We start from the raw sequence: 19,038 nt of genomic DNA, 5'->3' as shown, positions 1-19,038 counted from the left end.
CCACCCCGGTGAGCCGGAACACTGAGGACATGACTCCGCCGACCCGCCGGGCCCTGCGCGCTCTGGAGCGTTTCCACGCCGCCCGGCCCTGGGACCACAACGCCCACTTCCACCGCTGGATCCTGCGGCAGCTTCCCGGGCGGGTGGGCAGTGCGCTCGACGTGGGATGCGGCAGCGGCGACCTGGCCCGGCTGCTGACCGGACGCGCCGCCCGGGTGTACGGGATCGACGCCGACCCGGCGATCACGGCCCGGGCGCGGGAGCTGACGCCGGTGGCTGCTCCCGTGACATACACGGTGGCCGACGCGACGACCGGCCTCGGCGACCGGTCGTACGACGTCATCACCTGCGTCGCCGTCGTCCACCATCTGCCGTTCACCGAGGCCCTCGAGGCCTTTCGTGACCGTCTCGCCCCCGGCGGCACCCTGGTGATCGTCGGCGTGGCCCGGGAGCACACGCCCGTCGACCACCTGCTCGGCCTCGCGTCGATCCCGCTCAACGTCCTGATGGCGTTGCTGAAGAACCGGGGCCGCCCGGCGCCCCGCCCGGACTCGATGAGAGCCCCCACGCGCCCGGCGGGCCTGACCTTCCCCGAGATCGCACGCCAGGCCCGGGCCGTCCTCCCCGGCGCCCGGCTGCGCCGCCGCCTGTTCTGGCGCTACACGCTGGTGTGGCGGCGTCTCTGAGGCGTCGGAGCCTCAGTCGGCGGCCCGGAAGGTGCGCAGCCGCAGCGAGTTGCCGACCACGAAGACCGAGGAGAAGGCCATCGCCGCCCCGGCGATCATCGGGGTGAGCAGGCCGGCCGCGGCCAGCGGCAGGGCCGCCACGTTGTAGGCGAAGGCCCAGAACAGGTTCGAGCGGATCGTGCCGAGCGTGCGGCGGGCGAGCCGGATGGCGTCCGCGGCGGCCCGCAGATCACCGCGGACCAGGGTCACGTCGCCGGCCTCGATCGCGGCGTCCGTGCCGGTGCCCATGGCCAGACCGAGATCGGCCTGGGCGAGGGCCGCCGCGTCGTTGACACCGTCCCCGACCATCGCCACCGACCGGCCCTCGGCCTGGAGCCGCTTGACCACGTCGACCTTGTCCTGCGGGAGCACCTCGGCGACGACCTCCCCGATGCCCACCTCGCGGGCGACGGACCGGGCCACCGCCTCGTTGTCGCCGGTGAGCAGGATCGGCGTGAGGCCGAGCGCCCGCAGCCGGCCGACCGCTTCGGCGCTGGTGTCCTTCACCGCGTCGGCCACCTCCAGCACCGCACGGGCCTCGCCGTCCCACGCGACCGCGATGGCCGTGCGCCCGGCCTCTTCGGCAACCGCCCTGGCCCGGGCAAGGGCCTCGGGAAGCTCCATCGCCCAGTCGGCCAGGAGCCGTTCCCGTCCGACGAGCACCGCATGGCCCTCGACCACGCCCTGCACACCGAGCCCGGGCACGTTCGCGAAGTCCTCGGGCGTGGGCAGCGTGCCCAGCTTCGCCAGCGCCCCGTCGGCAACGGCCCGGGCGATCGGGTGCTCGGAGGAGTGCTCCAACGCCCCCGCCAGCCGCAGCACTTCGGCTTCTTCCATGCCCTCGGCAGTGTGCACGGCCAGCAGCGTCATACGGCCGGTGGTGACCGTGCCGGTCTTGTCGAGGACGACCGTGTCGACGCGGCGCGTGGACTCCAGGACCTCCGGGCCCTTGATGAGGATGCCGAGCTGGGCGCCCCGCCCCGTGCCCACCATCAGCGCGGTCGGCGTGGCCAGACCCAGGGCGCACGGGCACGCGATGACGAGGACGGCGACCGCCGCGGTGAAGGCGGCCGTCAGTCCGGCGCCGTTGCCCAGCCAGAAGCCCAGCGTGCCGAGCGCCAGGGCGACCACCACCGGCACGAACACCGCCGAGATCCGGTCCGCGAGCCGCTGCGCGGCGGCCTTGCCGTTCTGCGCGTCCTCCACCAGCTTCGCCATCCGGGCCAGCTGCGTGTCGGCACCCACCCGTGTCGCACGCACGACGAGCCGCCCGCCGACGTTGACCGTGGCGCCGGTGACCGGGTCGCCCGCGCCCACCTCCACGGGGACGGACTCGCCGGTGAGCATCGAGGCGTCCACGGCGGAGGAACCCTCCTCGACCGTCCCGTCCGTCGCGATCTTCTCGCCCGGCCGGACCAGGAAGCGGTCCCCGGCCTTCAACTCCGCGACGGGAACTGTCGTTTCGCGGCCGTCGTCGCGCAGGACGGTGACGTCCTTGGCGCCGAGCTCCAGCAGCGCCCGCAGCGCCGCGCCCGTCTTTCGTTTGGCGCGGGCCTCGAAGTACCGCCCGGCGAGGATGAAGGCGGTCACCCCCGCAGCGGCCTCCAGGTAGATGTTCCCGGCGCCGTCCGTGCGCTCGATGGTCAGCTCGAAGGGGTGCGTCATGCCCGGGGTGCCCGCCGTGCCGAAGAACAGCGCCCACAGCGACCACAGGAACGCGGCCGAGGTGCCCACCGAGATAAGGGTGTCCATGGTGGCCGCGCCGTGCCGCGCGTTGGTGAACGCCGCCTTGTGGAAGGGCCACGCCGCGTACGTCACGACTGGCGCGGCCAGGGTGAGCGACAGCCACTGCCAGTACTCGAACTGCAGCGCCGGGATCATCGCCATGGCGACGACGGGGACCGCGAGCACCACGGCCGTGAGCAACCGCTCGCGCAGCGGCCGCAGTGCGTCGGCCTCCACGCCCGGGTCGTGCTGCGCGGCGGGGGGAGACGGCTCCCGCGCGGTGTACCCGGTCGCCTCGACGGTGGCGATGAGATCGCCGACGGAGACCTCTCCGGAGTAGCTGACCTTGGCCTTTTCCGTCGCGTAGTTGACGGTGGCGGTGACCCCGTCCATGCGGTTGAGCTTCTTCTCGATGCGCGCCGCGCACGAGGCGCAGGTCATGCCGCCGATGGCGAGTTCGACCTCGGCGTCGGTGCCGGTCGTCGTGCCGGTGCTCATGGCTCAGACCCTCCCGGTCAGCTCGTAGCCGGCCTCGTCGACGGCCTCCGCGAGCGCGGCGTCGTCGGGCTCGCCGGCGCTGGTGACGGTGACGCGGCCACTGCCGAGGTCGACCTCGACGCCGCGGACGCCGTCCAGCTCACCGATCACCCTGGTGAGCGTGGTCTTGCAGTGACCGCACGACATTCCGGAGACGGCGTAGGTGGTGGCGGGCATCGGGTTCCTCCTCAAGACGTTCCAACCAGTCGCGGTGCATACGGGGAGGGGGTATCTCCTCGTCGACTTCAGATATACCCCTGTGGGGTATGGGGCGCAAGTGCGGGATTGACTTGACTGGATACCCCCAGGGGGTATGGTGAGGTGCATGGAGGCCCCGCACCCGAGCGAGAGGCCCGCTATCCGAAGGAGCCGACGGCCATGAACACCGGACTGAGGATCACCACGTTCGCCGCCGCCCTTGCGGCGACCTTCGGCGCGGCCTACGGCGTCGGCCAGGCCGTCGGCCCCGTCGTCGCCGAGAGCCCGCCGGAGCACGGCGACGAACACGCCCGGTCCGCCCAGGAGCAGGCGGAAGGCGGCGGCCACGCCGGACACGACACACCTCCGGCAGGCGGACTGCAGATCTCCGAAGGCGGTTACACGCTCGACCTGGAAACCCCCCGCGTCACCGCGGGCAAGCAGGCCGACCTGCGCTTCACCGTCCGGGACGCCGCCGGTCGCGCGCTGACCGCCTACCAGCGCGAGCACGACAAGGAACTGCACCTCATCGTGGCCTCACGGGACCTGGTCACCTATCACCACCTGCACCCCACCCGCGCCGCCGACGGCACCTGGAGCACCCCGGTGGACCTGCCCCGTGCGGGCGGCTACCGCGTCTTCGCCGACTTCACCCCCGCCGAGAAGGGCGCCGGGAACCTCACCCTCGGCGCGGACCTCGCCGCCTCCGGCCCGTACCGGGCCCGGCAGCTGCCGCCCGCGAACACCACGGCCCGGATCGAGGGCTACGACGTGAAGCTGGCCGGCACCCTGCGGCCGGGTGCGGCGAGCGAGCTGAAGCTGAAGGTCTCCCGCGACGGCAGGCCCGTCACCGACCTCCAGCCCTACCTCGGCGCGTACGGCCACCTGGTCGCCCTGCGCTCCGGCGACCTCGCCTACCTGCACGTCCACCCCAACGGCGAACCCGGCGACGGCACGACCAGGCCCGGCCCCGGCATCTCCTTCACGGCCACGGCACCCAGCTCCGGCTCCTACCGCCTGTTCCTCGACTTCAAGCACGAGGGAAAGGTCCACACCGCGGCCTTCACCGTCCGGGCCGGGGGAGCGGCGGCCGCCGACGATACCCCCGAGGAGCATGCGGAGGACGGCCACGGACACTGAGCGTCAGCCGAGCGCCCGGTCCAGGTTGAAGGCCGCGCTGATCAGCGCGAGGTGCGTGAACGCCTGCGGGAAGTTGCCCTGCTGCTCCCCGGTGTGGCTGATCTCCTCGGCGTAGAGGCCGAGATGGTTGGCGTACGTCAGCATCTTCTCGAAGGCGAGCCGTGCCTCGTCGATCCGGCCCGCGTGCACCATCGCCTCGACGTACCAGAACGAGCAGATGGAGAACGTGCCCTCGTCGCCGCGCAGCCCGTCGGGGCTGGAGCGGGGGTCGTAGCGGTAGACCAGCGAGTCCGACACCAGCTCCTCGGTGAGCACGTCCAGCGTCGACAGCCACTTCGGATCGGTGGGGGCGATGAACTTCGTCAACGGCATCATCAGCACGGCCGCGTCGAGCACGTCGCCGTCCTCGTGCTGGACGAAGGCCCGCCGCTCCGCGGACCAGCCCCGGCTCATGATCCGCCGGTAGATCGTGTCGCGGCACTCCCGCCAGCGCGGCAGGTCGGCGGGCAGGCCGCGCCGGTTGGCCATCCGGATGGCCCGCTCGATCGCCACCCAGCACATCAGCCGCGAGTACAGGAAGTTCTTGCGCCCGCCCCGCGTCTCCCAGATCCCCTCGTCCGGCTGGTCCCAGTGCGCGCACACCCAGTCCACCAGCGCGCACACGTCGTCCCAGTGGCCGCTGGAGATGGGCTTGGCCCACTTGTCGTAGAGGTAGATGGAGTCGATCAGCGCGCCGTAGATGTCGAGCTGGAGCTGGTCGGCCGCCGCGTTGCCGACCCGTACCGGCGCCGAGCCGTGGTGCCCCTCAAGGTGGTCCAGGGTGCGCTCGGGCAGCTCGGTGCGTCCGTCGATGCCGTACATGATCTGCAACGGGCCGGAGACCTTGCCGTCGCCCGGGCTGATGTGCCGGGTCACGAAGTCCATGAAGGCCTCGGCCTCCCCGGTGAAGCCCAGCCGCAGCAGGGCGTAGACGCAGAACGCCGCGTCGCGCACCCACACGTACCGGTAGTCCCAGTTGCGCTCGCCGCCCAGCTCCTCGGGCAGACTCGTCGTCGGCGCGGCCACGATCGCCCCGGTCGGCGCGTAGGTGAGCAGCTTCAGCGTCAGGGCCGAGCGGTGCACCATCTCCCGCCATCGGCCCTTGTACCGGGACGCCGACAGCCAGCGCCGCCAGTACGCCACCGTCGCCTCGAACTGTTCCTCCGCCTCCGTGCGCGCACAGCGGCGGGGCCTCACGTCGCCGCCGACCTTGTCGAGCGCGAACACCGCCGCCTCGCCCTCGGTCAGCTTGAAGTCGCCCCGCGCGTCCGGCCCGTCCGCCTCCATCGGCACGGTCGCGGTGAGCGCGAGCGCCAGCCCCTCGGTCTCGAACACCGCGGTGTCTCCGGAGAGCCGCACGGTGTGCGGCAGGGAGCCGTAGCCGAACCGGGGCGCCACCCGCGTACGGAACGGGATCGAACCCCGCACGCACACCACCCGCCGGATCAGCCGGTGCCGCTCGGCCTCGGCCGGACCGCCGCCGACCGGCATGAAGTCCTGCACCTCACCGACCCCGTCCTCGGTGAAGAACCGGGTGATCAGCACATTGGTGTCGGGGAAGTAGAACTGCTTGGTCCGGGCCGGCACCGACGCCGCCAGTTCGAAACAGCCCCCGCGCTCGACGTCCAGGATCGAGGCGAACACACTCGGCGCGTCGAAGGCCGGGCAGCAGTACCAGTCGATCGTGCCATCGGTCCCCACCAGGGCCACACTGCGCAGATCACCGATCAGTCCGTGCTCCGCGATCGGCACGTACCGCCGCTCGCCCCGGTCCTGTGCCGCTCCGCCCATGACAGCCTCCCTGCCCGGTAGGCGCCTCAGCCCAAGCCTAGAGCCGCCGCCGACGGACCGCCCCCGTCGGAGAGCCGCCCTCAGACCGCGACGACCCGCAGCCCGGCCTCCTCGAAGCGCCGCACCGTCTCCGCGTCGGCCGCCGTGTCCGTGACCAGCGTGTCCACCGCCCCGGCCGCGCAGATCCGGGCGAACGCGCGCTGCCCGAGCTTGCTGGAGTCGGCGGCGACCACCACCCGCTCCGCCCGCTCGCACAGCAGCCGGTTGATCGCCGCCTCGGCCTCGTCGTGCGCCGACGCACCGTGCGTGACGTCGAAGGCGACGACGCCGAGCACCGCCACGTCGACGGTGATCTGCCCGAGCACCGCGTCCGCGAGCGGCCCGACCAGCTCGAAGGACTGGGCCCGCGCCACCCCGCCGGTCAGCACGATCTTGAACTGGGGCCGGACCGCCAGCTCGTTCGCGATGTTCAGCGCGTTCGTCACCACGGTCAGCGCGGGCGCCCCGGACACCAGGTCCCCGCGCACGGCCAGCGCTCGCGCCACCTCGGTCGTGGTGGTCCCCCCGGTCAGCCCGACCGCCTCACCCGGTGCCACCAGCTCCGCCACCGCCTTGGCGATGCGCTGCTTCTCCGAGGCGTGACGGGCCGTCTTGTAGCGCAGCGGCAGCTCGTAGGAGACGCCGTGCACGACCGCGCCGCCCCGGGTGCGCACCAGCATCTGCTGCTCGGCGAGCCCGTCGAAGTCACGGCGGATCGTCGCCGCCGACACCCCGAGCTCCGCCGCCGCGTCCTCGACGTCCAGCCGGCCGCGCTCCACGAGCAGTTCCAGCAGCGCCTTCCAGCGGGCGTCGCGCGACATCCGCACCTCCACCTCTCGATCTCCGGTGACCCTAGCGCACCCGATCCGGCCAGATGCTTGATGTTGCTCGAAAGGTATCTATATCTTGCAGGAACAAGCAGAACGGGCGGGCTCGTCGAGCGGAGGGTGCGGGATGACGCATGTCGAGGACGAACTGGCGAGCCAGCCCGAGTGCTGGGAACGCGCCGCGTCGGACGCACCCCGGCTCCTGAAGGTGCTGCCGGCGCCGGGGGAGCGGGTCGCGATCGTCGGCTGCGGCACCTCGTACTTCATGGCACAGGCCGCCGCGACCCTGCGCGAGGGCGCGGGCCAGGGCGAGACCGACGCCTTCACCGCCTCGGAGTTCCCCCACGGCCGCCGCTACGACCGGGTCGTCGCCCTCACCCGCTCCGGCACCACGACGGAAGTCCTGGACCTGCTGGCCCGGCTGAGGGGTGGTACGCGCACCACCGCGATCACCGCCGACCCGGACACGCCCGTGATGACGGCCGCCGACGACCTCGCCGTCCTGGAGTTCGCCGACGAACGCTCCGTCGTGCAGACCCGGTTCGCCACCACGGCCCTCACCCTGCTGCGCGCCCACCTCGGTCTGCACCCCACGACCGCCGTCGCCGACGCGCGCACCGCCCTGGCCGAGCCGCTGCCCGAAGGGCTGGTCGCATGCCGGCAGTTCACCTTCCTGGGGCGCGGCTGGACCGTCGGACTGGCCAACGAGGCCGGGCTCAAGATGCGCGAGGCCGCGCTGGCCTGGGCGGAGGCCTACCCGGCGATGGAGTACCGGCACGGACCCATCAGCGTCAGCACCGCGGGCACGGCGACCTGGATGTTCGGGGACGCGCCGGACGGACTGGCCGAACAGGTGCGCGGCACCGGCGCCTCGTGGATCGCCGGGCACCTCGACCCGCTCGCCGAACTGGTCCGCGCCCAGCGCCTCGCGGTCGCCGTCGCCGCGTCCCGCGGACTGGACCCCGACCGCCCGCGCCACCTCACGCGCTCGGTGATCCTCGCGCCCTGACCCAGGACCTGTCGCCCGGACCACGCCGCGAGCGCGTGACCCGGCACGCGCGACGACGACAGGACGCAGCCGACCCCCCGCGACTGACCCGGACACCAGGCTCCAGGAGACCCCGTGCCCCTCACCACCACCGGCGACCTCGTCACCCGTGCCGCGACGGCCGGTTCCGCCGTCGCCTCCTTCAACGTCATCACACTGGAACACGTCGAGGCCGTCATCGCGGGCGCCGAGTCGGTCCAAGCCCCCGTCGTCCTCCAGGTCAGCGAGAACGCGGTCAAGTTCCGCGGCGGACAACTGCTCCCGCTCGCCCGCGCGGCCGCCGCCGCCGCCGAACACGCCGCCGTACCTGTCGCGTTGCACCTCGACCACGTACAGAGCGACACCCTGCTGCACCAGGCCGCCGACGCCGGTTTCAGCTCCGTGATGTACGACGCGGCCCGGCTTCCCTACGCCGAGAACCTCGCGGCGACCCGGGCGGCGGTCGCCTGGGCGCACGCCCAAGGACTATGGATCGAGGCGGAGTTGGGCCAGATCGGCGGCAAGAACGGCAGACCGCCGCTGGACGCGCACGCGCCCGGTGCCCGCACCGACCCCGACGAGGCTCGGGCGTTCGTGACCGACTCCGGGGTGGACGCCCTGGCCGTCGCCATCGGCAGTTCCCACGCCATGACCACCCGCACCGCCGCCCTCGACCACGCCCTGCTGAAACGCCTGTCGGCCGCACTGGACGTCCCGCTCGTCCTGCACGGCTCCTCCGGCGTCCCGGACGACGAACTCACGGCGGCCGTCGCGGGCGGCATCACCAAGGTCAACATCGGCACGGCCCTGAACATCGCGCTGACCGGAGCGATCCGGGAGTTCCTCACCGACCGGCCCGAGGCGGTCGACCCGCGCAGCTACCTGACGCTCGCGCGGGAGGCGATGGCACGGGCGGTGTCGAGGACCCTGAGGACCCTCGGCACCGCTACCGCTTGACCGCCTTCAGCACCACGAACTTCGGGTCGCTCGCCACGAGCCGGCTGTTGCCGAACAGCTTCCGCAGCTTCACGTGGTAGCCCAGGTGCCGGTTGCCGACCACCCACAGCTCCCCGCCCGGCCGCAGCGCGCGCCGCGCCCCCGTGAACATCCGCCAGGCCGTGGCGTCCGTCGTCGCCTGGTGGGAGTGGAACGGCGGGTTGTTCAGGACCAGATCGACACTGCCGGACGGTACGCCCGCCAGCCCGTCCCCGACCCGGAACTCGGCCTGCCCCGGCACGCCGTTCGCCTTGTACGTCGCCTCCGCCGAGGCCACGGCCTGGAACGACTCGTCCACGAAGAGCACCTCGGTCCCCGGGTCGGCCAATGCCACCGACGTACCCACCACGCCGTTGCCGCACCCCAGGTCCACCACCCGGCCACCGCGCCCGTCGGGCACATGGCCGAGGAAGAAGCGCGTCCCGATGTCGAGCCGGTCGGCGCAGAACACCCCGGCGTGGTTGACGACGGTGCCCCGCGCGGCGGGACCGATGCCGTCGGGCAGCGTGTAGACGTACGGCCACGGGTTGGCGGGCCGCTCCAGCGCGGGATCCGGCGTGCAGAAGATCAGCCGCGCCTTCCTCTCGGCGAGGGAGGTGCGGGTCGGGCCGAGGATCCGCTCGAACAACTGCAGCGTCGACGTGTGGATCTCCTTCACCATGCCCGTGCCGACCACGACCGTCCCCGCGTGCACCGCCGGCGCCAGCCGCAGCAACTGGTCCTCCAGCAGCGCCAGGCTCTTCGGCACCCGCACCAGCAGCACATCGATCCGCCCGGGCGGCGGATCCTGCGTCGTGAGCAGCCGCACGGTACCCGGCTCCACCCCGGCCCGCGCGAGGTTGGCGCGGGTCGCCTCCTGCGTGAGCCAGGAGTCAGTGATCTGCACCGGCTGGTGCGCCGCGAGCGCCGTGACCAGCCCGCCCCAACGGTCGCCGAGCACCACGACCGAGCCGTCCAGCGGAACCCGCTCCGCGGCCAGATGCCTCAGCAGGTACTCGTCCGAGGCGTCCCAGGCACGCAGCCGGTCGCGCGGGTCCTCGGGGAAACGGGTCAGCGCCGGCTCGCCCCACGGCGTCGTCATACGGTCGTCCATCGTGCGACCAGGCTAGCCGAGCCGCAGCTCAGGGCGTGTCGGGCACCATGGAAGGCATGGACGCCGAGCTGTTCCCCAGGGCCCGGACGCAGGTCGCGCCCGGTGCCGTGCACCTGCCCGACTGGCTGGACGCGGAACGCCAGTCGGCCCTGCTCGACGCCTGCCGCGACTGGGCCCGGCCGCCCGCCGGCCTGCGCACGGTCCGTATCCCCGGCGGCGGCACCATGACCGCCCGGCAGGTCTGCCTCGGCTGGCACTGGTACCCGTACGCCTACGCCCGCACGGTCGCCGACGGGGACGGCGCCCCGGTGAAGCCGTTCCCGCCGTGGCTCGGCGAACTGGGCCGCCGGGCGGTCCGCGACACCCTCGGCGGACCCGGTCCGGACTACGACATCGCGCTGATCAACTTCTACGACGCCGACGCCCGGATGGGCATGCACCGCGACAGCGACGAGAGGTCGGACGCACCCGTGGTGTCGCTCAGCCTCGGCGACAGCTGCGTCTTCCGCTTCGGCAACACCGCGACGCGCACCCGGCCCTACACCGACGTCGAGCTGCGCAGCGGCGACCTTTTCGTCTTCGGCGGCTCCTCCCGCCTCGCCTACCACGGGGTCCCCCGCATCCACCCGGGCACCGCACCGCCCGGGCTGGGACTGACCGGACGGCTCAACATCACGCTGCGGGTCAGCGGCCTGGAGCCTCCGGCCGACGGCCCCGCCGGCCGCCCGGCGGGGCCCGGCGGGCACGCGCGGCCACCATCCCGGCGGATCATGGGAGACTCGCCCTCATGAGCGGGAAGGCGGACCCCCGGCACGCGGGGAACGGGAGCACTTCGAGGGCGCGGCTGGACCGGGGACGCGGAGCACTCGGACCCGCGCTGGAGCTCGTCCACACCGGACGCGCACCGACCCGGGCCGTACTCACCGCCGAACTCGGGGTGACGCGGGCGACCGCCGGCGCGGTCGCCGTCGAGCTGGAGGCACTCGGGCTGATCCGGGTCGACGCCCGGCCCGGCGCCGCGGCCGGCTCGCAGGGCAGGCCCTCCCACCGACTCGCCGTCGCCGACGACGGCCCCGTCGCACTGGCCGCGCAGGTGCACGCCGACGGGTTCCGGGCGGCGCTGGTCGGACTGGGCGGCCGGATCGTCGCCACCGCACCCGGCTGCGAGGTCGTCGACGCCGACCCGGCCAAGGTGCTGGCCTCGGTCGTCACAGCCGGCGCCGAACTGCTGCGCACGACGGGACTGCGGTGTGTGGGAGCGGGCCTCGCCGTTCCCTCCGCCGTCGCCGAACCCGAGGGACTGGCGCTGAACCCGCTCCACCTGGCCTGGCCCGCAGGCGCGCCCGTGCGGGACATCTTCGCCGAGCAGGTGCGCGCCGCCGGCATCGACGGGCCCGCGTTCGCCGCGAACGACGTCAACCTCGCCGCGCTCGCCGAGCACCGGCACGGCGCCGGCCGAGGCGCCCGCGACCTGCTCTGTGTCGCCACCGGCCACCGCGGGGTCGGCGGCGCGCTCGTCCTCGACGGCCGCCTGCACCGGGGCAGTTCGGGCCTCGCGCTGGAGGTCGGGCACCTCACCGTGCACCCCGAGGGCCGCCCCTGCCACTGCGGCAGCCGCGGCTGCCTCGACGTGGAGACCGATCCGCTGGCCTTCCTCACGGAGGCCGGGCGTGAACCGGGCCCCGAGGTGTCCCTGCTTCAGCAGTCGATCGACCTGATCCGCCATCACTACGGCGATCCGGGCGTCCGCACCGCCGCCGAGACCCTCATCGACCGCCTCGGTCTCGGCCTCGCCGGCCTGGTCAACATCCTCAACCCGGACCGGATCATCCTCGGCGGTCTGCACCAGACCCTCCTCGACGCCGACCCCGGCCGGCTGCGCGCGGTCGTGGCCGACCGGAGCCTGTGGGGCCAGAGCGGCGGTGTCCCCATCCTGCCCTGCACCCTCGACCACAACAGCCTGGTGGGTGCGGCGGAACTGGCCTGGCAGCCGGTCCTGGACGATCCGCTGGGTGCGCTGGCCCCGTAGGCGTGAGCCGGCACCGGGCGCGAGGCCGCGAGAGCGACCCGCCGGTACCAGGCTTGTCCGCGCCGCCGGCCTCGCAGGCCTGACCGGTCGTCGGGCGCGCGACCCGCGAAGGTGACCCCACCGGTGTCAGGCTTGTCCGCGCCGCTTCCGGGAAGGCGCGCCGCTGAGCGGGCAGGCTGATCCGCAGGCAGTCCGCCCGCACCGCACCACCGAGGAAGTTGACGCAATGACCGACACTCTCACCGTGAGCGTCCTGGGCACCGGCATCATGGGCGCCGCGATGGCCCGGAATCTCGCCCGTGCCGGACACACCGTCCGCGTCTGGAACCGTACCCGGGCCAAGGCCGAGCCGCTGGACGCCGAGGGCGTGGGCGTCGCCGACAGCCCGGCCCAGGCGGTCCAGGACGCCGATGTCGTCCTGACCATGCTCTACGACGGCCCCGCCGCCCTGGACACCCTGCGCGAGGCCGCCCCCGCCCTGCGTCCCGGCACCGTCTGGGTGCAGTCGACCACCGCGGGCATGGAGGGAGTCGCCGAGCTGGCCGCCTTCGCCCGCGAACACGGCCTGGTCTTCTACGACGCCCCCGTCCTGGGCACCCGTCAGCCCGCCGAGGCCGGGAAGCTGACCGTGCTCGCCGCCGGCCCCACCGAGGGGCGCGAGAAGGTGACACCGGTCTTCGACGCCGTCGGCGCCCGGACGGTGTGGTGCGGTGAGGACGGGGCCCTGGCGGGTGCCACGCGGCTGAAGCTGGTGGCCAACAGCTGGGTCCTGGCCGTCACGGCCGCCGCCGGCGAGGCCCTCGCCCTGTCCAAGGCCCTCGGCGTCGACCCGCACGGCTTCTTCGACCTCGTCGCCGGCGGCCCCCTCGACATGGGCTATCTGCGCGCCAAGTCCGAACTGCTCCTGGAGGACCGGCTCACGCCGCCCCAGTTCGCGGTGACCACCGCCGCCAAGGACGCCCGGCTGATCGTGCAGGCCGGCACGGACCACGGCGTGCGCCTGGACATCGCCGAAGCCGCCGCCACCCGTATGGAACGCGCCGCCGCGCAGGGCCACGCCGACGAGGACATGGTCGCGGCCTACTTCGCAAGCTTCGACGAGAAGACCGATTCCTAGGAGGTTCTCCCGTGTCCAAGCCGCCGCTGCCGCCCGAGGCCGAGGCCCTGCTGAGCAAGCCCAACCCGTGCGTCATGGCCACGCTGCGCTCCGACGGCGCCCCTGTCTCCACCGCCACCTGGTACGCGTGGAAGGACGGCCGTGTGCTGATCAACCTCGACGAGGGCCGGGTACGCCTCAAGCACCTGCGCCGCGACCCGCGCGTCACCCTCACCGTCCTCGCCGGGGACGACTGGTACACCCACGTCACCCTCATCGGCCGCGTCACCGAGATGTACGCCGACGAGGACCTGGCCGACATCGACCTCCTCGCCCGGCACTACATCGGCAAGCCCTACCCGGACCGTGTCCGCCCCCGGGTCAGCGCCTGGATCGAGGTCGACCGCTGGCACGGCTGGGGCTCGATGAAGGACAGTGACCAGGCCGGCGGCTGAGGCCGGTCACCGCCCCGTTCGGCGCCACTCGGTCCCGAACGCCCGGCCCGGGTTCTCCGTGAGGATGCGTTCCACCAGCTCCTCGCCCACGGCGTGCGCGAGCCGGGGCCGCACGCGGCGCAGCAGGTACGGCATGCCGGGGCCGCCGTCCACCGAGCGGGCGGCGGCCGTCGTGGTGTCCGCGCCCAGCAGCACCCGGTCGCCGAACCCGGCGTCGGCCAGGGCCCGTACGGCGTCCGGCATCCGCCAGTCCGTGGCGTGGTGGGCGAGGGATGGCCCGTCGAAGGCCAGATAGCAGCCGTACCGCGCCGCCTGCCGGTGCACCACCAGGTCGGGGGAGCGGTTGAGGTGCCCGAGCACCACCCGGTGCGGCGGCACCCCCAACCGCCCGCACAGCAGGTCCAGTACGTCCAGTGCGCCGGTCCCCAGCTCCAGGTGCACGGTGATCGTCGCGCCCGTGGCGTGGTCTGCCTCGGCCGCCGCCGTCATCGTCCAGCGGGCGTGCGCGTCCAGCGCGTGGAAACCGCCCGCGACCTTGACGAGTCCGGCCCGCACTCCCGACGTGCCGATGCCCTCGGTGAGTTCGCAGACGAACACCTCGGCGAGCCGGCCCCGCAGCCCGGCGAGCGTGTCCTCGTCATAGTGCACGGCCTGGTGCAGACCGGTCGCCGCGACCACGTGCACACCCGTCTCCCGGGACAGCGGCGGCAGATCGGCGACCCGCCGCCCGAGCCCGTACGGCGTCCACTGCACGACGGCCCCGCCGCCCTGCTCCCGGAACGCCGCCAGCTCCGCCCGCGCCGCCACCACGCTGCGCAGCTCCTGGCCGGGCAGCCGGGGACTGCCGAAGAACAGGTGGTCGTGGGCGTCGCACACCCCCAGGTCCGTCGCGGGCACGTCTCCCAGTACCGTGCGGACGGTGCTCACCACCGGCGTCCCCGGGGCAGCGTGTCCCGGCCCGGCGCGGACAGGTGCAGCACCTCGAAGACGTCGCCGTCGGCGGCGGGCACATGCTCCCAGAGGGAGAAGTGCACCAGCTCCCAGCGGCTCGTGTCGACGGCCGCGGCCGCGAGCACGGCTCCGTCCTGCGCCGCCGACCGCCCTACGTCGCCCACCGCGCCCTCCACGGCGTCGGCCAACGGCGCGCCGTCCGGCACCGGTTGACGCCGCCGCATCGCGAACCGAGCGTGCGAACCACCCCCTTCCTCGTACGCGAGCCCCGTCCACTGCCGCGCTGGCGGCCGTCCGAAGTCGTCACTCACCCCCTGGAACCCGCCGCCCCACAGGAAGGCGTTCATGCCGTCGACGGTGTTCCAGAGATAGAAGGGCGCGTACTGGTTGACCGGCGAACCGCGTAGCCCGCGCTCGCGCATCAGGTAGGCCTTGAGGCCGAGCCCGTCCCAGTCGTCGAGCAGATGTCCCCGACGGGCGACGCGTTCGCGGATGATGCCCATGTCGTAACGCGCGGGCAGCGTGAGCTCGTACTGCATGGCGTGCATGTGAAGTCTCCTCAGGCGGACCGGGGTGCCAGCAGGGAGAGCAGTCCCCGGACCCCTGCGTCGAAGGCGGCGGGGGAGCCGGAGGCGCGGGCGAGGACGTAACCGCCCTGGACGGTCGCGACGACCGCTGCCGCGACCTCCCCGGCGGCGAGGCCGGACGCGAACTGACCCTGGGTCTTGCCCTCTTCGACGATCGTGGCGATCCGCCCGCGCAACCAGTCGAGCGTCTCGTCGACCGGCGCCCGCAGTTCGGCGCTCGCGATCACGTCCGGGTCCATCGTCAGCCGGCCGACCGGGCAACCCCGCAGCACGTCCCGCTCGCGCCGCAGATACGCCTCGATCCGCTCGTACGGCGTGCCCGGACCGTCCAGTACTGCCGCGGCGGTGGCGCGCATCTCCGCGGCGGTCCGCCGGATCGCGGCCAGGGCGAGATCGGGCTTGCCCTTGAAGTGGTGGTACATGCTGCCCTGCCCGGCGTCCGCGCGCTCCAGGATCGCCTTGGGGCTGGTGCCCACGTAGCCGCGCTCCCACAGCAGTTCACGGGTGGACTCGATCAGCCGTTCCGGGGTGCTCATGCCCCTCACTGTACATACCAGTAGTTACAGAAGTCGAGGGCGCGCGGAGCACTCGGGGTTCGCCCACCTGCTCCCCACGGGGTACGCGCGGTGCCGCCGTCCGTACGACGACCGGGGCCCCCTCGCCGTAGTGGATCCTGCTCTTCCCTGTGATCTGTGCGCTGGTGATCGGCGGCGGCATCGCGCTGCTGCGCCGCGCCGCGTGGCACGGGCGCCGCTCGGCCCCGGAGAACGGCCCACCGTCGGGAACGACTCGCCCCTCGCCGTGCTCGGACGCCGCTTCGCCTCCGGCGACATCGACGAGGACGAGTACTGGCGCCGGCTGTCCGTGCAGAACGAGGAGTCCGGTCGCAAGGGAGGCGCGGGCTGACCACACGCGGCCGGTCCCGCGCCTCCGCCGTGACCGGCTCGGCGCGCGGCACGCCCGGGCCTGGGGCGTGCCGTCGCGTCACGGTGACGGTGGCGCGCGCAGCGGGAACGCGCGCGACGGCGCACGCCCCCGGGGCGCGAGGGGGAGGGTGGTCACCGCCCGGTCAGCCGGCAACGGCGGACCGGGCGGGAGCATGGTCGGGCCGGAGCCCGTCGGGGGGAGCCCCGACCTCGGCGAACCTGCGCGCGGGCTTCTCCTGGACCGTGCGCCGGGTGCGGAGCGACGGCGCCGTCATCACCGGGGCGGACGTCGGCAGGGTGAACCACACGACCTTGCCCGACTCGCCGTCCGGCCGGACGCCCCAGCTCTCGCTCATGGCGGCGACCATGGCGAGACCGCGTCCGCAGGTCGCCATTGGTGCGATGTCGTGAGGGTCCTCCACCACGGGCATGCGGGGATCGCCGTCGCGCACCGAGACCATGAGCCGGTCGAGCAGCAGCTCTATCTCCACGGTGCACGTCTTGTCGGGCTGGGCATGCCGGTGGACGTTGGACAACAGCTCCGTCACGCCGAGCGAGGCCCGGTCGATCAGGGGATCCAGATGCCAGTAGCGCAATTGCGCAGATACGATTCTGCGGACCTGGCCGATCCGCGACGGCAGGGCTTGGAGCTCCACCGTGCAGTGCCTGCTTGGGTAGCTGATCACGGCTGCGACTCCCCGACGTGAGGTCCGGAAGAACACGGGATTCGGATCCAGCAGGGCGCCTGCGTGACACTGCCGCCTGCTGTCGTGTCCGGCGGGCTGGTTCGCAGCGTTATCGCCGGTAAACCCAGAGTGACGTGAGACCAGAGTGGCGCAGGGGGTGAGATACCGCAACTCGCGGGCATCTCAGTCGCCACGCCCCGCTGCCCTGCGCACGGCCTCGATGAAGCGCCGCGCGGCCGGCGGGCCCGGCTCTCCCGGTGCGGGGTCGTTCTCGCCCAGGGTGAGCAGGTACCGCTTGCCGTTGAGATCCGCCGTGGCCCGGTCGTCGGGGCCGAACCAGGGCTTGGAGGCGCGCACGGCCTGCACCGGGGCGCTGTCGATCTCACTGCCGTAGCTGGTCAGGAGCTCGAGCCGGCCGTCGTTGATCCGGACCTGTCCGGCCCGGGTGAGCGAGCGCAGCCGCTTCCCGATCCGCACGCCCGTAGCCCTGAACTCCGGCTCTCCCATGCCACCCGCCCCCCCTGGTGCGCGTCGGTGTACCGGTTCGCTCCGCGCGAGGCCCGGTACGGGCTCGTGTCCTGTTCCAGTGTGCCCCGTCCGCAGGAGGGCCCCCCTCCGGTCGGTGCGTCGTGCCCGGTCAAGGCCCCGGCCCGGCACTGCGGTCCGCACGCCGTTCCTCCCGGGCGCGGTGCCCGGAAGGCCGCCGTGGGAGGCGCTTCGTATCCCTGCGGTCACCCCGTCCGGGGCCTTGGTCCCGCCGTGCAGTCTGCCCCCGCCCGGCGCCGAGCACCAGTGCCCGCGGCCCCCTCGCCGGGGGGCGCCCGCAGCACGCTCGCGGATGCGCCTCCGGGACCACGCGCCCCCTTGCCCCGGCTCTGCTCCTGGGGGCGCTTTGGGGGGCTCAAAGGTGCGTTTATGCAGGTGAGAAGCGTGCGCCCGATGCTTATGATCGGGGGTGTCGGCCGCGCGACGCGTCGTCGGCGCGCAGCGTTAGGAGCCCCCGTGAGCACTTTTCAGCAACCCCGGACCGGCGTGACCCTCGACGTCGACCACAGCGACGCCGCCTACCGGACGTGGCTCAAAGAAGCCGTCCGCAGAGTCCAGGCCGACGCCAACCGCTCGGCCGACACCCATCTGCTCCAGTTCCCCCTGCCGGAGTGGTGGGGCATCGACCTGTACCTGAAGGACGAGTCGACCCACCCCACCGGCAGCCTCAAGCACCGTCTCGCCCGTTCCCTCTTCCTCTACGGCCTCTGCAACGGCTGGATCCGGCCGGACCGGCCCGTCATCGAGGCCTCCAGCGGTTCGACGGCCGTCTCCGAGGCGTACTTCGCCAAGCTGATCGGCGTGCCCTTCATCGCCGTCATGCCGCGCACGACGAGCGCCGAGAAGATCCGCCTCATCGAGTTCCACTCCGGCCGCTGTCACTTCGTGGACGACCCTCGCACGATGTACGCCGAGTCCGCCCGCCTCGCGGCCGAGACCGGCGGCCACTACATGGACCAGTTCACCTACGCCGAACGGGCCACGGACTGGCGCGGGAACAACAACATCGCCGAGTCCATCTTCCGTCAGCTGCGCCTGGAACGGTTTCCCGAGCCGGCGTGGATCGTCGCCACGGCGGGCACCGGCGGCACGTCCGCGACCCTCGCGCGCTACGTCCATTACATGCAGTACGACACCCGCGTCTGCGTGGCCGACCCGGAGAACTCGTGCTTCTTCGAGGGCTGGACCACAGGCGATCCGGACGTCACCTGTGACTGCGGCTCCCGTATCGAGGGCATCGGCCGGCCCCGGATGGAACCGAGCTTCGTGCCCGGCGCGATCGACCGGATGATGAAGGTGCCCGACGCGGCCAGTGTCGCCGCCGTCCGGGCCCTGGAGCGCGCCATCGGCCGCAAGGCCGGCGGCTCGACCGGCACCGGGCTGTGGAGCGCGCTGAAGATCGTCGCCGAGATGGTGTCCGCCGGCCGGCAGGGCAGCGTCGTGACCCTGCTGTGCGACCCGGGGGACCGCTACCTCGACAAGTACTACTCGGACGCCTGGCTGGCCGCCCAGGGGCTGGACATCCAGCCGTACACGGCCGCCATCGACTCACTCCTGGAGACGGGCGTCTGGCCCGACTGAGCCCTGGCCCCCGGCCGGGCGGCCGCCGGGCCTTCCGGCCGGGG

Annotated in this window: 19 protein-coding genes and 1 pseudogene; 10 read left to right on the top strand and 10 right to left on the bottom strand. The window is 73.1% G+C overall.

Features of this window, described 5'->3' with window-relative positions; all coding sequences use genetic code 11:
* The first annotated feature begins 29 nt into the window (after nt 1-29).
* Nucleotides 30-686 carry a class I SAM-dependent methyltransferase gene (locus AB0F04_RS25470; protein WP_362044865.1) on the top strand — a complete coding sequence of 219 codons (657 nt, stop codon included), beginning with the start codon at nt 30-32 and terminating at the stop codon, nt 684-686.
* Nucleotides 687-698: 12 nt separating this feature from the next.
* On the opposite strand, the gene AB0F04_RS25465 is transcribed toward AB0F04_RS25470, so the two are convergent.
* Both AB0F04_RS25465 and AB0F04_RS25460 read right to left on the bottom strand, forming a co-directional pair.
* Nucleotides 699-2,948, bottom strand: a complete 2,250-nt coding sequence (locus tag AB0F04_RS25465) for a heavy metal translocating P-type ATPase (protein ID WP_362044863.1) — start codon at nt 2,946-2,948, stop codon at nt 699-701.
* A 3-nt stretch (nt 2,949-2,951) separates the two neighbouring features.
* Nucleotides 2,952-3,164, bottom strand: coding sequence for a cation transporter (locus AB0F04_RS25460; protein WP_362044861.1), 213 nt, complete (start codon nt 3,162-3,164; stop codon nt 2,952-2,954).
* A 201-nt stretch (nt 3,165-3,365) separates the two neighbouring features.
* Here AB0F04_RS25460 and AB0F04_RS25455 point away from each other — a divergent pair, with 201 nt between their 5' ends.
* The gene (locus tag AB0F04_RS25455) at nt 3,366-4,325 is read left to right on the top strand and encodes a hypothetical protein (RefSeq protein ID WP_362044859.1); all 960 of its coding nucleotides are present in this window, start codon (nt 3,366-3,368) and stop codon (nt 4,323-4,325) included.
* Nucleotides 4,326-4,328: 3 nt separating this feature from the next.
* Here the strand turns inward: AB0F04_RS25455 and AB0F04_RS25450 are convergent, their stop codons facing one another.
* A complete protein-coding gene (locus tag AB0F04_RS25450) occupies nt 4,329-6,155 on the bottom strand; it encodes a glycoside hydrolase family 15 protein (protein ID WP_362044858.1) in 1,827 nt (608 codons plus the stop codon).
* Between the two features lie 80 nt (nt 6,156-6,235).
* Nucleotides 6,236-7,015 (bottom strand): DeoR/GlpR family DNA-binding transcription regulator, encoded by a 780-nt coding sequence (locus AB0F04_RS25445; protein ID WP_362044856.1) that lies wholly within the window; start codon nt 7,013-7,015, stop codon nt 6,236-6,238.
* Nucleotides 7,016-7,148: 133 nt separating this feature from the next.
* Between AB0F04_RS25445 and AB0F04_RS25440 the strand changes: the two genes are divergently transcribed.
* Together AB0F04_RS25440 and AB0F04_RS25435 are read left to right on the top strand one after the other, a co-directional pair.
* On the top strand, nt 7,149-8,030 hold the full coding sequence (locus tag AB0F04_RS25440) for an SIS domain-containing protein (protein WP_362044854.1): 882 nt from the start codon (nt 7,149-7,151) through the stop codon (nt 8,028-8,030).
* 114 nt (nt 8,031-8,144) lie between these two features.
* Entirely contained in the window at nt 8,145-9,005 is an 861-nt protein-coding gene (locus tag AB0F04_RS25435) for a class II fructose-bisphosphate aldolase (RefSeq protein ID WP_362044852.1), read from the top strand.
* Here AB0F04_RS25435 and AB0F04_RS25430 read toward each other — a convergent pair.
* Complete coding sequence (locus AB0F04_RS25430) at nt 8,995-10,125, bottom strand: methyltransferase (protein WP_362044850.1); 1,131 nt, start codon at nt 10,123-10,125, stop codon at nt 8,995-8,997. The genes AB0F04_RS25435 and AB0F04_RS25430 overlap by 11 nt on opposite strands.
* A 68-nt stretch (nt 10,126-10,193) precedes the next feature.
* Between AB0F04_RS25430 and AB0F04_RS25425 the strand changes: the two genes are divergently transcribed.
* The 4 genes from AB0F04_RS25425 to AB0F04_RS25410 all read left to right on the top strand — a co-directional run bounded on the left by AB0F04_RS25425 (nt 10,194) and on the right by AB0F04_RS25410 (nt 13,717).
* Nucleotides 10,194-10,928 carry an alpha-ketoglutarate-dependent dioxygenase AlkB gene (locus tag AB0F04_RS25425; protein WP_362044848.1) on the top strand — a complete coding sequence of 245 codons (735 nt, stop codon included), beginning with the start codon at nt 10,194-10,196 and terminating at the stop codon, nt 10,926-10,928.
* Nucleotides 10,925-12,166, top strand: a complete 1,242-nt coding sequence (locus tag AB0F04_RS25420; RefSeq protein ID WP_362044846.1) for an ROK family protein — start codon at nt 10,925-10,927, stop codon at nt 12,164-12,166. The genes AB0F04_RS25425 and AB0F04_RS25420 overlap by 4 nt, the downstream gene beginning before the upstream one ends.
* 226 nt (nt 12,167-12,392) lie before the next feature.
* Nucleotides 12,393-13,283 (top strand): NAD(P)-dependent oxidoreductase, encoded by an 891-nt coding sequence (locus tag AB0F04_RS25415; RefSeq protein ID WP_362044844.1) that lies wholly within the window; start codon nt 12,393-12,395, stop codon nt 13,281-13,283.
* A gap of 11 nt (nt 13,284-13,294) precedes the next feature.
* Complete coding sequence (locus AB0F04_RS25410; protein WP_362044842.1) at nt 13,295-13,717, top strand: PPOX class F420-dependent oxidoreductase; 423 nt, start codon at nt 13,295-13,297, stop codon at nt 13,715-13,717.
* Between the two features lie 6 nt (nt 13,718-13,723).
* Here the strand turns inward: AB0F04_RS25410 and AB0F04_RS25405 are convergent, their stop codons facing one another.
* The 3 genes from AB0F04_RS25405 to AB0F04_RS25395 are packed head-to-tail and all read right to left on the bottom strand — an operon-like array spanning nt 13,724 to nt 15,791.
* Nucleotides 13,724-14,644 carry a phosphotriesterase gene (locus AB0F04_RS25405; RefSeq protein WP_362044840.1) on the bottom strand — a complete coding sequence of 307 codons (921 nt, stop codon included), beginning with the start codon at nt 14,642-14,644 and terminating at the stop codon, nt 13,724-13,726.
* Complete coding sequence (locus AB0F04_RS25400) at nt 14,641-15,216, bottom strand: DUF4865 family protein (RefSeq protein ID WP_362044838.1); 576 nt, start codon at nt 15,214-15,216, stop codon at nt 14,641-14,643. Before AB0F04_RS25400 ends, AB0F04_RS25405 begins: the two co-directional genes overlap by 4 nt.
* A gap of 11 nt (nt 15,217-15,227) precedes the next feature.
* Entirely contained in the window at nt 15,228-15,791 is a 564-nt protein-coding gene (locus AB0F04_RS25395; protein ID WP_362044836.1) for a TetR/AcrR family transcriptional regulator, read from the bottom strand.
* Nucleotides 15,792-15,925: 134 nt separating this feature from the next.
* On the opposite strand from AB0F04_RS25395, the pseudogene AB0F04_RS25390 reads away from it, so the two are divergent.
* Nucleotides 15,926-16,161, top strand: a pseudogene (locus AB0F04_RS25390) (SHOCT domain-containing protein).
* A gap of 163 nt (nt 16,162-16,324) precedes the next feature.
* Here the strand turns inward: AB0F04_RS25390 and AB0F04_RS25385 are convergent.
* A complete protein-coding gene (locus tag AB0F04_RS25385) occupies nt 16,325-16,867 on the bottom strand; it encodes an ATP-binding protein (protein WP_362044834.1) in 543 nt (180 codons plus the stop codon).
* Nucleotides 16,868-17,050: 183 nt separating this feature from the next.
* Nucleotides 17,051-17,374, bottom strand: coding sequence for a hypothetical protein (locus tag AB0F04_RS25380; protein WP_351630499.1), 324 nt, complete (start codon nt 17,372-17,374; stop codon nt 17,051-17,053).
* A 495-nt stretch (nt 17,375-17,869) separates the two neighbouring features.
* On the opposite strand from AB0F04_RS25380, the gene AB0F04_RS25375 reads away from it, so the two are divergent.
* A complete protein-coding gene (locus tag AB0F04_RS25375) occupies nt 17,870-18,994 on the top strand; it encodes a PLP-dependent cysteine synthase family protein (RefSeq protein ID WP_362044832.1) in 1,125 nt (374 codons plus the stop codon).
* Nucleotides 18,995-19,038: the final 44 nt, after the last annotated feature.

The sequence above is a fragment of the Streptomyces sp. NPDC029041 genome (assembly GCF_040637515.1).
GTDB lineage: Bacteria > Actinomycetota > Actinomycetes > Streptomycetales > Streptomycetaceae > Streptomyces.
The sequence above is the reverse complement of the archived record's forward strand: the minus strand, read 5'-3'. Positions and strand labels throughout refer to the sequence as shown.

Coding starts and splice junctions, on each gene's coding strand:
- AB0F04_RS25470 (WP_362044865.1), top strand. CDS start 30: ATGACTCCGCCGACCCGCCGGGCCCTGCGCGCTCTGGAGCGTTTCCAC.
- AB0F04_RS25465 (WP_362044863.1), bottom strand. CDS start 2,948: ATGAGCACCGGCACGACGACCGGCACCGACGCCGAGGTCGAACTCGCC.
- AB0F04_RS25415 (WP_362044844.1), top strand. CDS start 12,393: ATGACCGACACTCTCACCGTGAGCGTCCTGGGCACCGGCATCATGGGC.
- AB0F04_RS25420 (WP_362044846.1), top strand. CDS start 10,925: ATGAGCGGGAAGGCGGACCCCCGGCACGCGGGGAACGGGAGCACTTCG.
- AB0F04_RS25440 (WP_362044854.1), top strand. CDS start 7,149: ATGACGCATGTCGAGGACGAACTGGCGAGCCAGCCCGAGTGCTGGGAA.
- AB0F04_RS25430 (WP_362044850.1), bottom strand. CDS start 10,125: ATGACGACGCCGTGGGGCGAGCCGGCGCTGACCCGTTTCCCCGAGGAC.
- AB0F04_RS25460 (WP_362044861.1), bottom strand. CDS start 3,164: ATGCCCGCCACCACCTACGCCGTCTCCGGAATGTCGTGCGGTCACTGC.
- AB0F04_RS25425 (WP_362044848.1), top strand. CDS start 10,194: ATGGACGCCGAGCTGTTCCCCAGGGCCCGGACGCAGGTCGCGCCCGGT.
- AB0F04_RS25445 (WP_362044856.1), bottom strand. CDS start 7,015: ATGTCGCGCGACGCCCGCTGGAAGGCGCTGCTGGAACTGCTCGTGGAG.
- AB0F04_RS25455 (WP_362044859.1), top strand. CDS start 3,366: ATGAACACCGGACTGAGGATCACCACGTTCGCCGCCGCCCTTGCGGCG.
- AB0F04_RS25450 (WP_362044858.1), bottom strand. CDS start 6,155: ATGGGCGGAGCGGCACAGGACCGGGGCGAGCGGCGGTACGTGCCGATC.
- AB0F04_RS25400 (WP_362044838.1), bottom strand. CDS start 15,216: ATGCACGCCATGCAGTACGAGCTCACGCTGCCCGCGCGTTACGACATG.
- AB0F04_RS25395 (WP_362044836.1), bottom strand. CDS start 15,791: ATGAGCACCCCGGAACGGCTGATCGAGTCCACCCGTGAACTGCTGTGG.
- AB0F04_RS25380 (WP_351630499.1), bottom strand. CDS start 17,374: ATGGGAGAGCCGGAGTTCAGGGCTACGGGCGTGCGGATCGGGAAGCGG.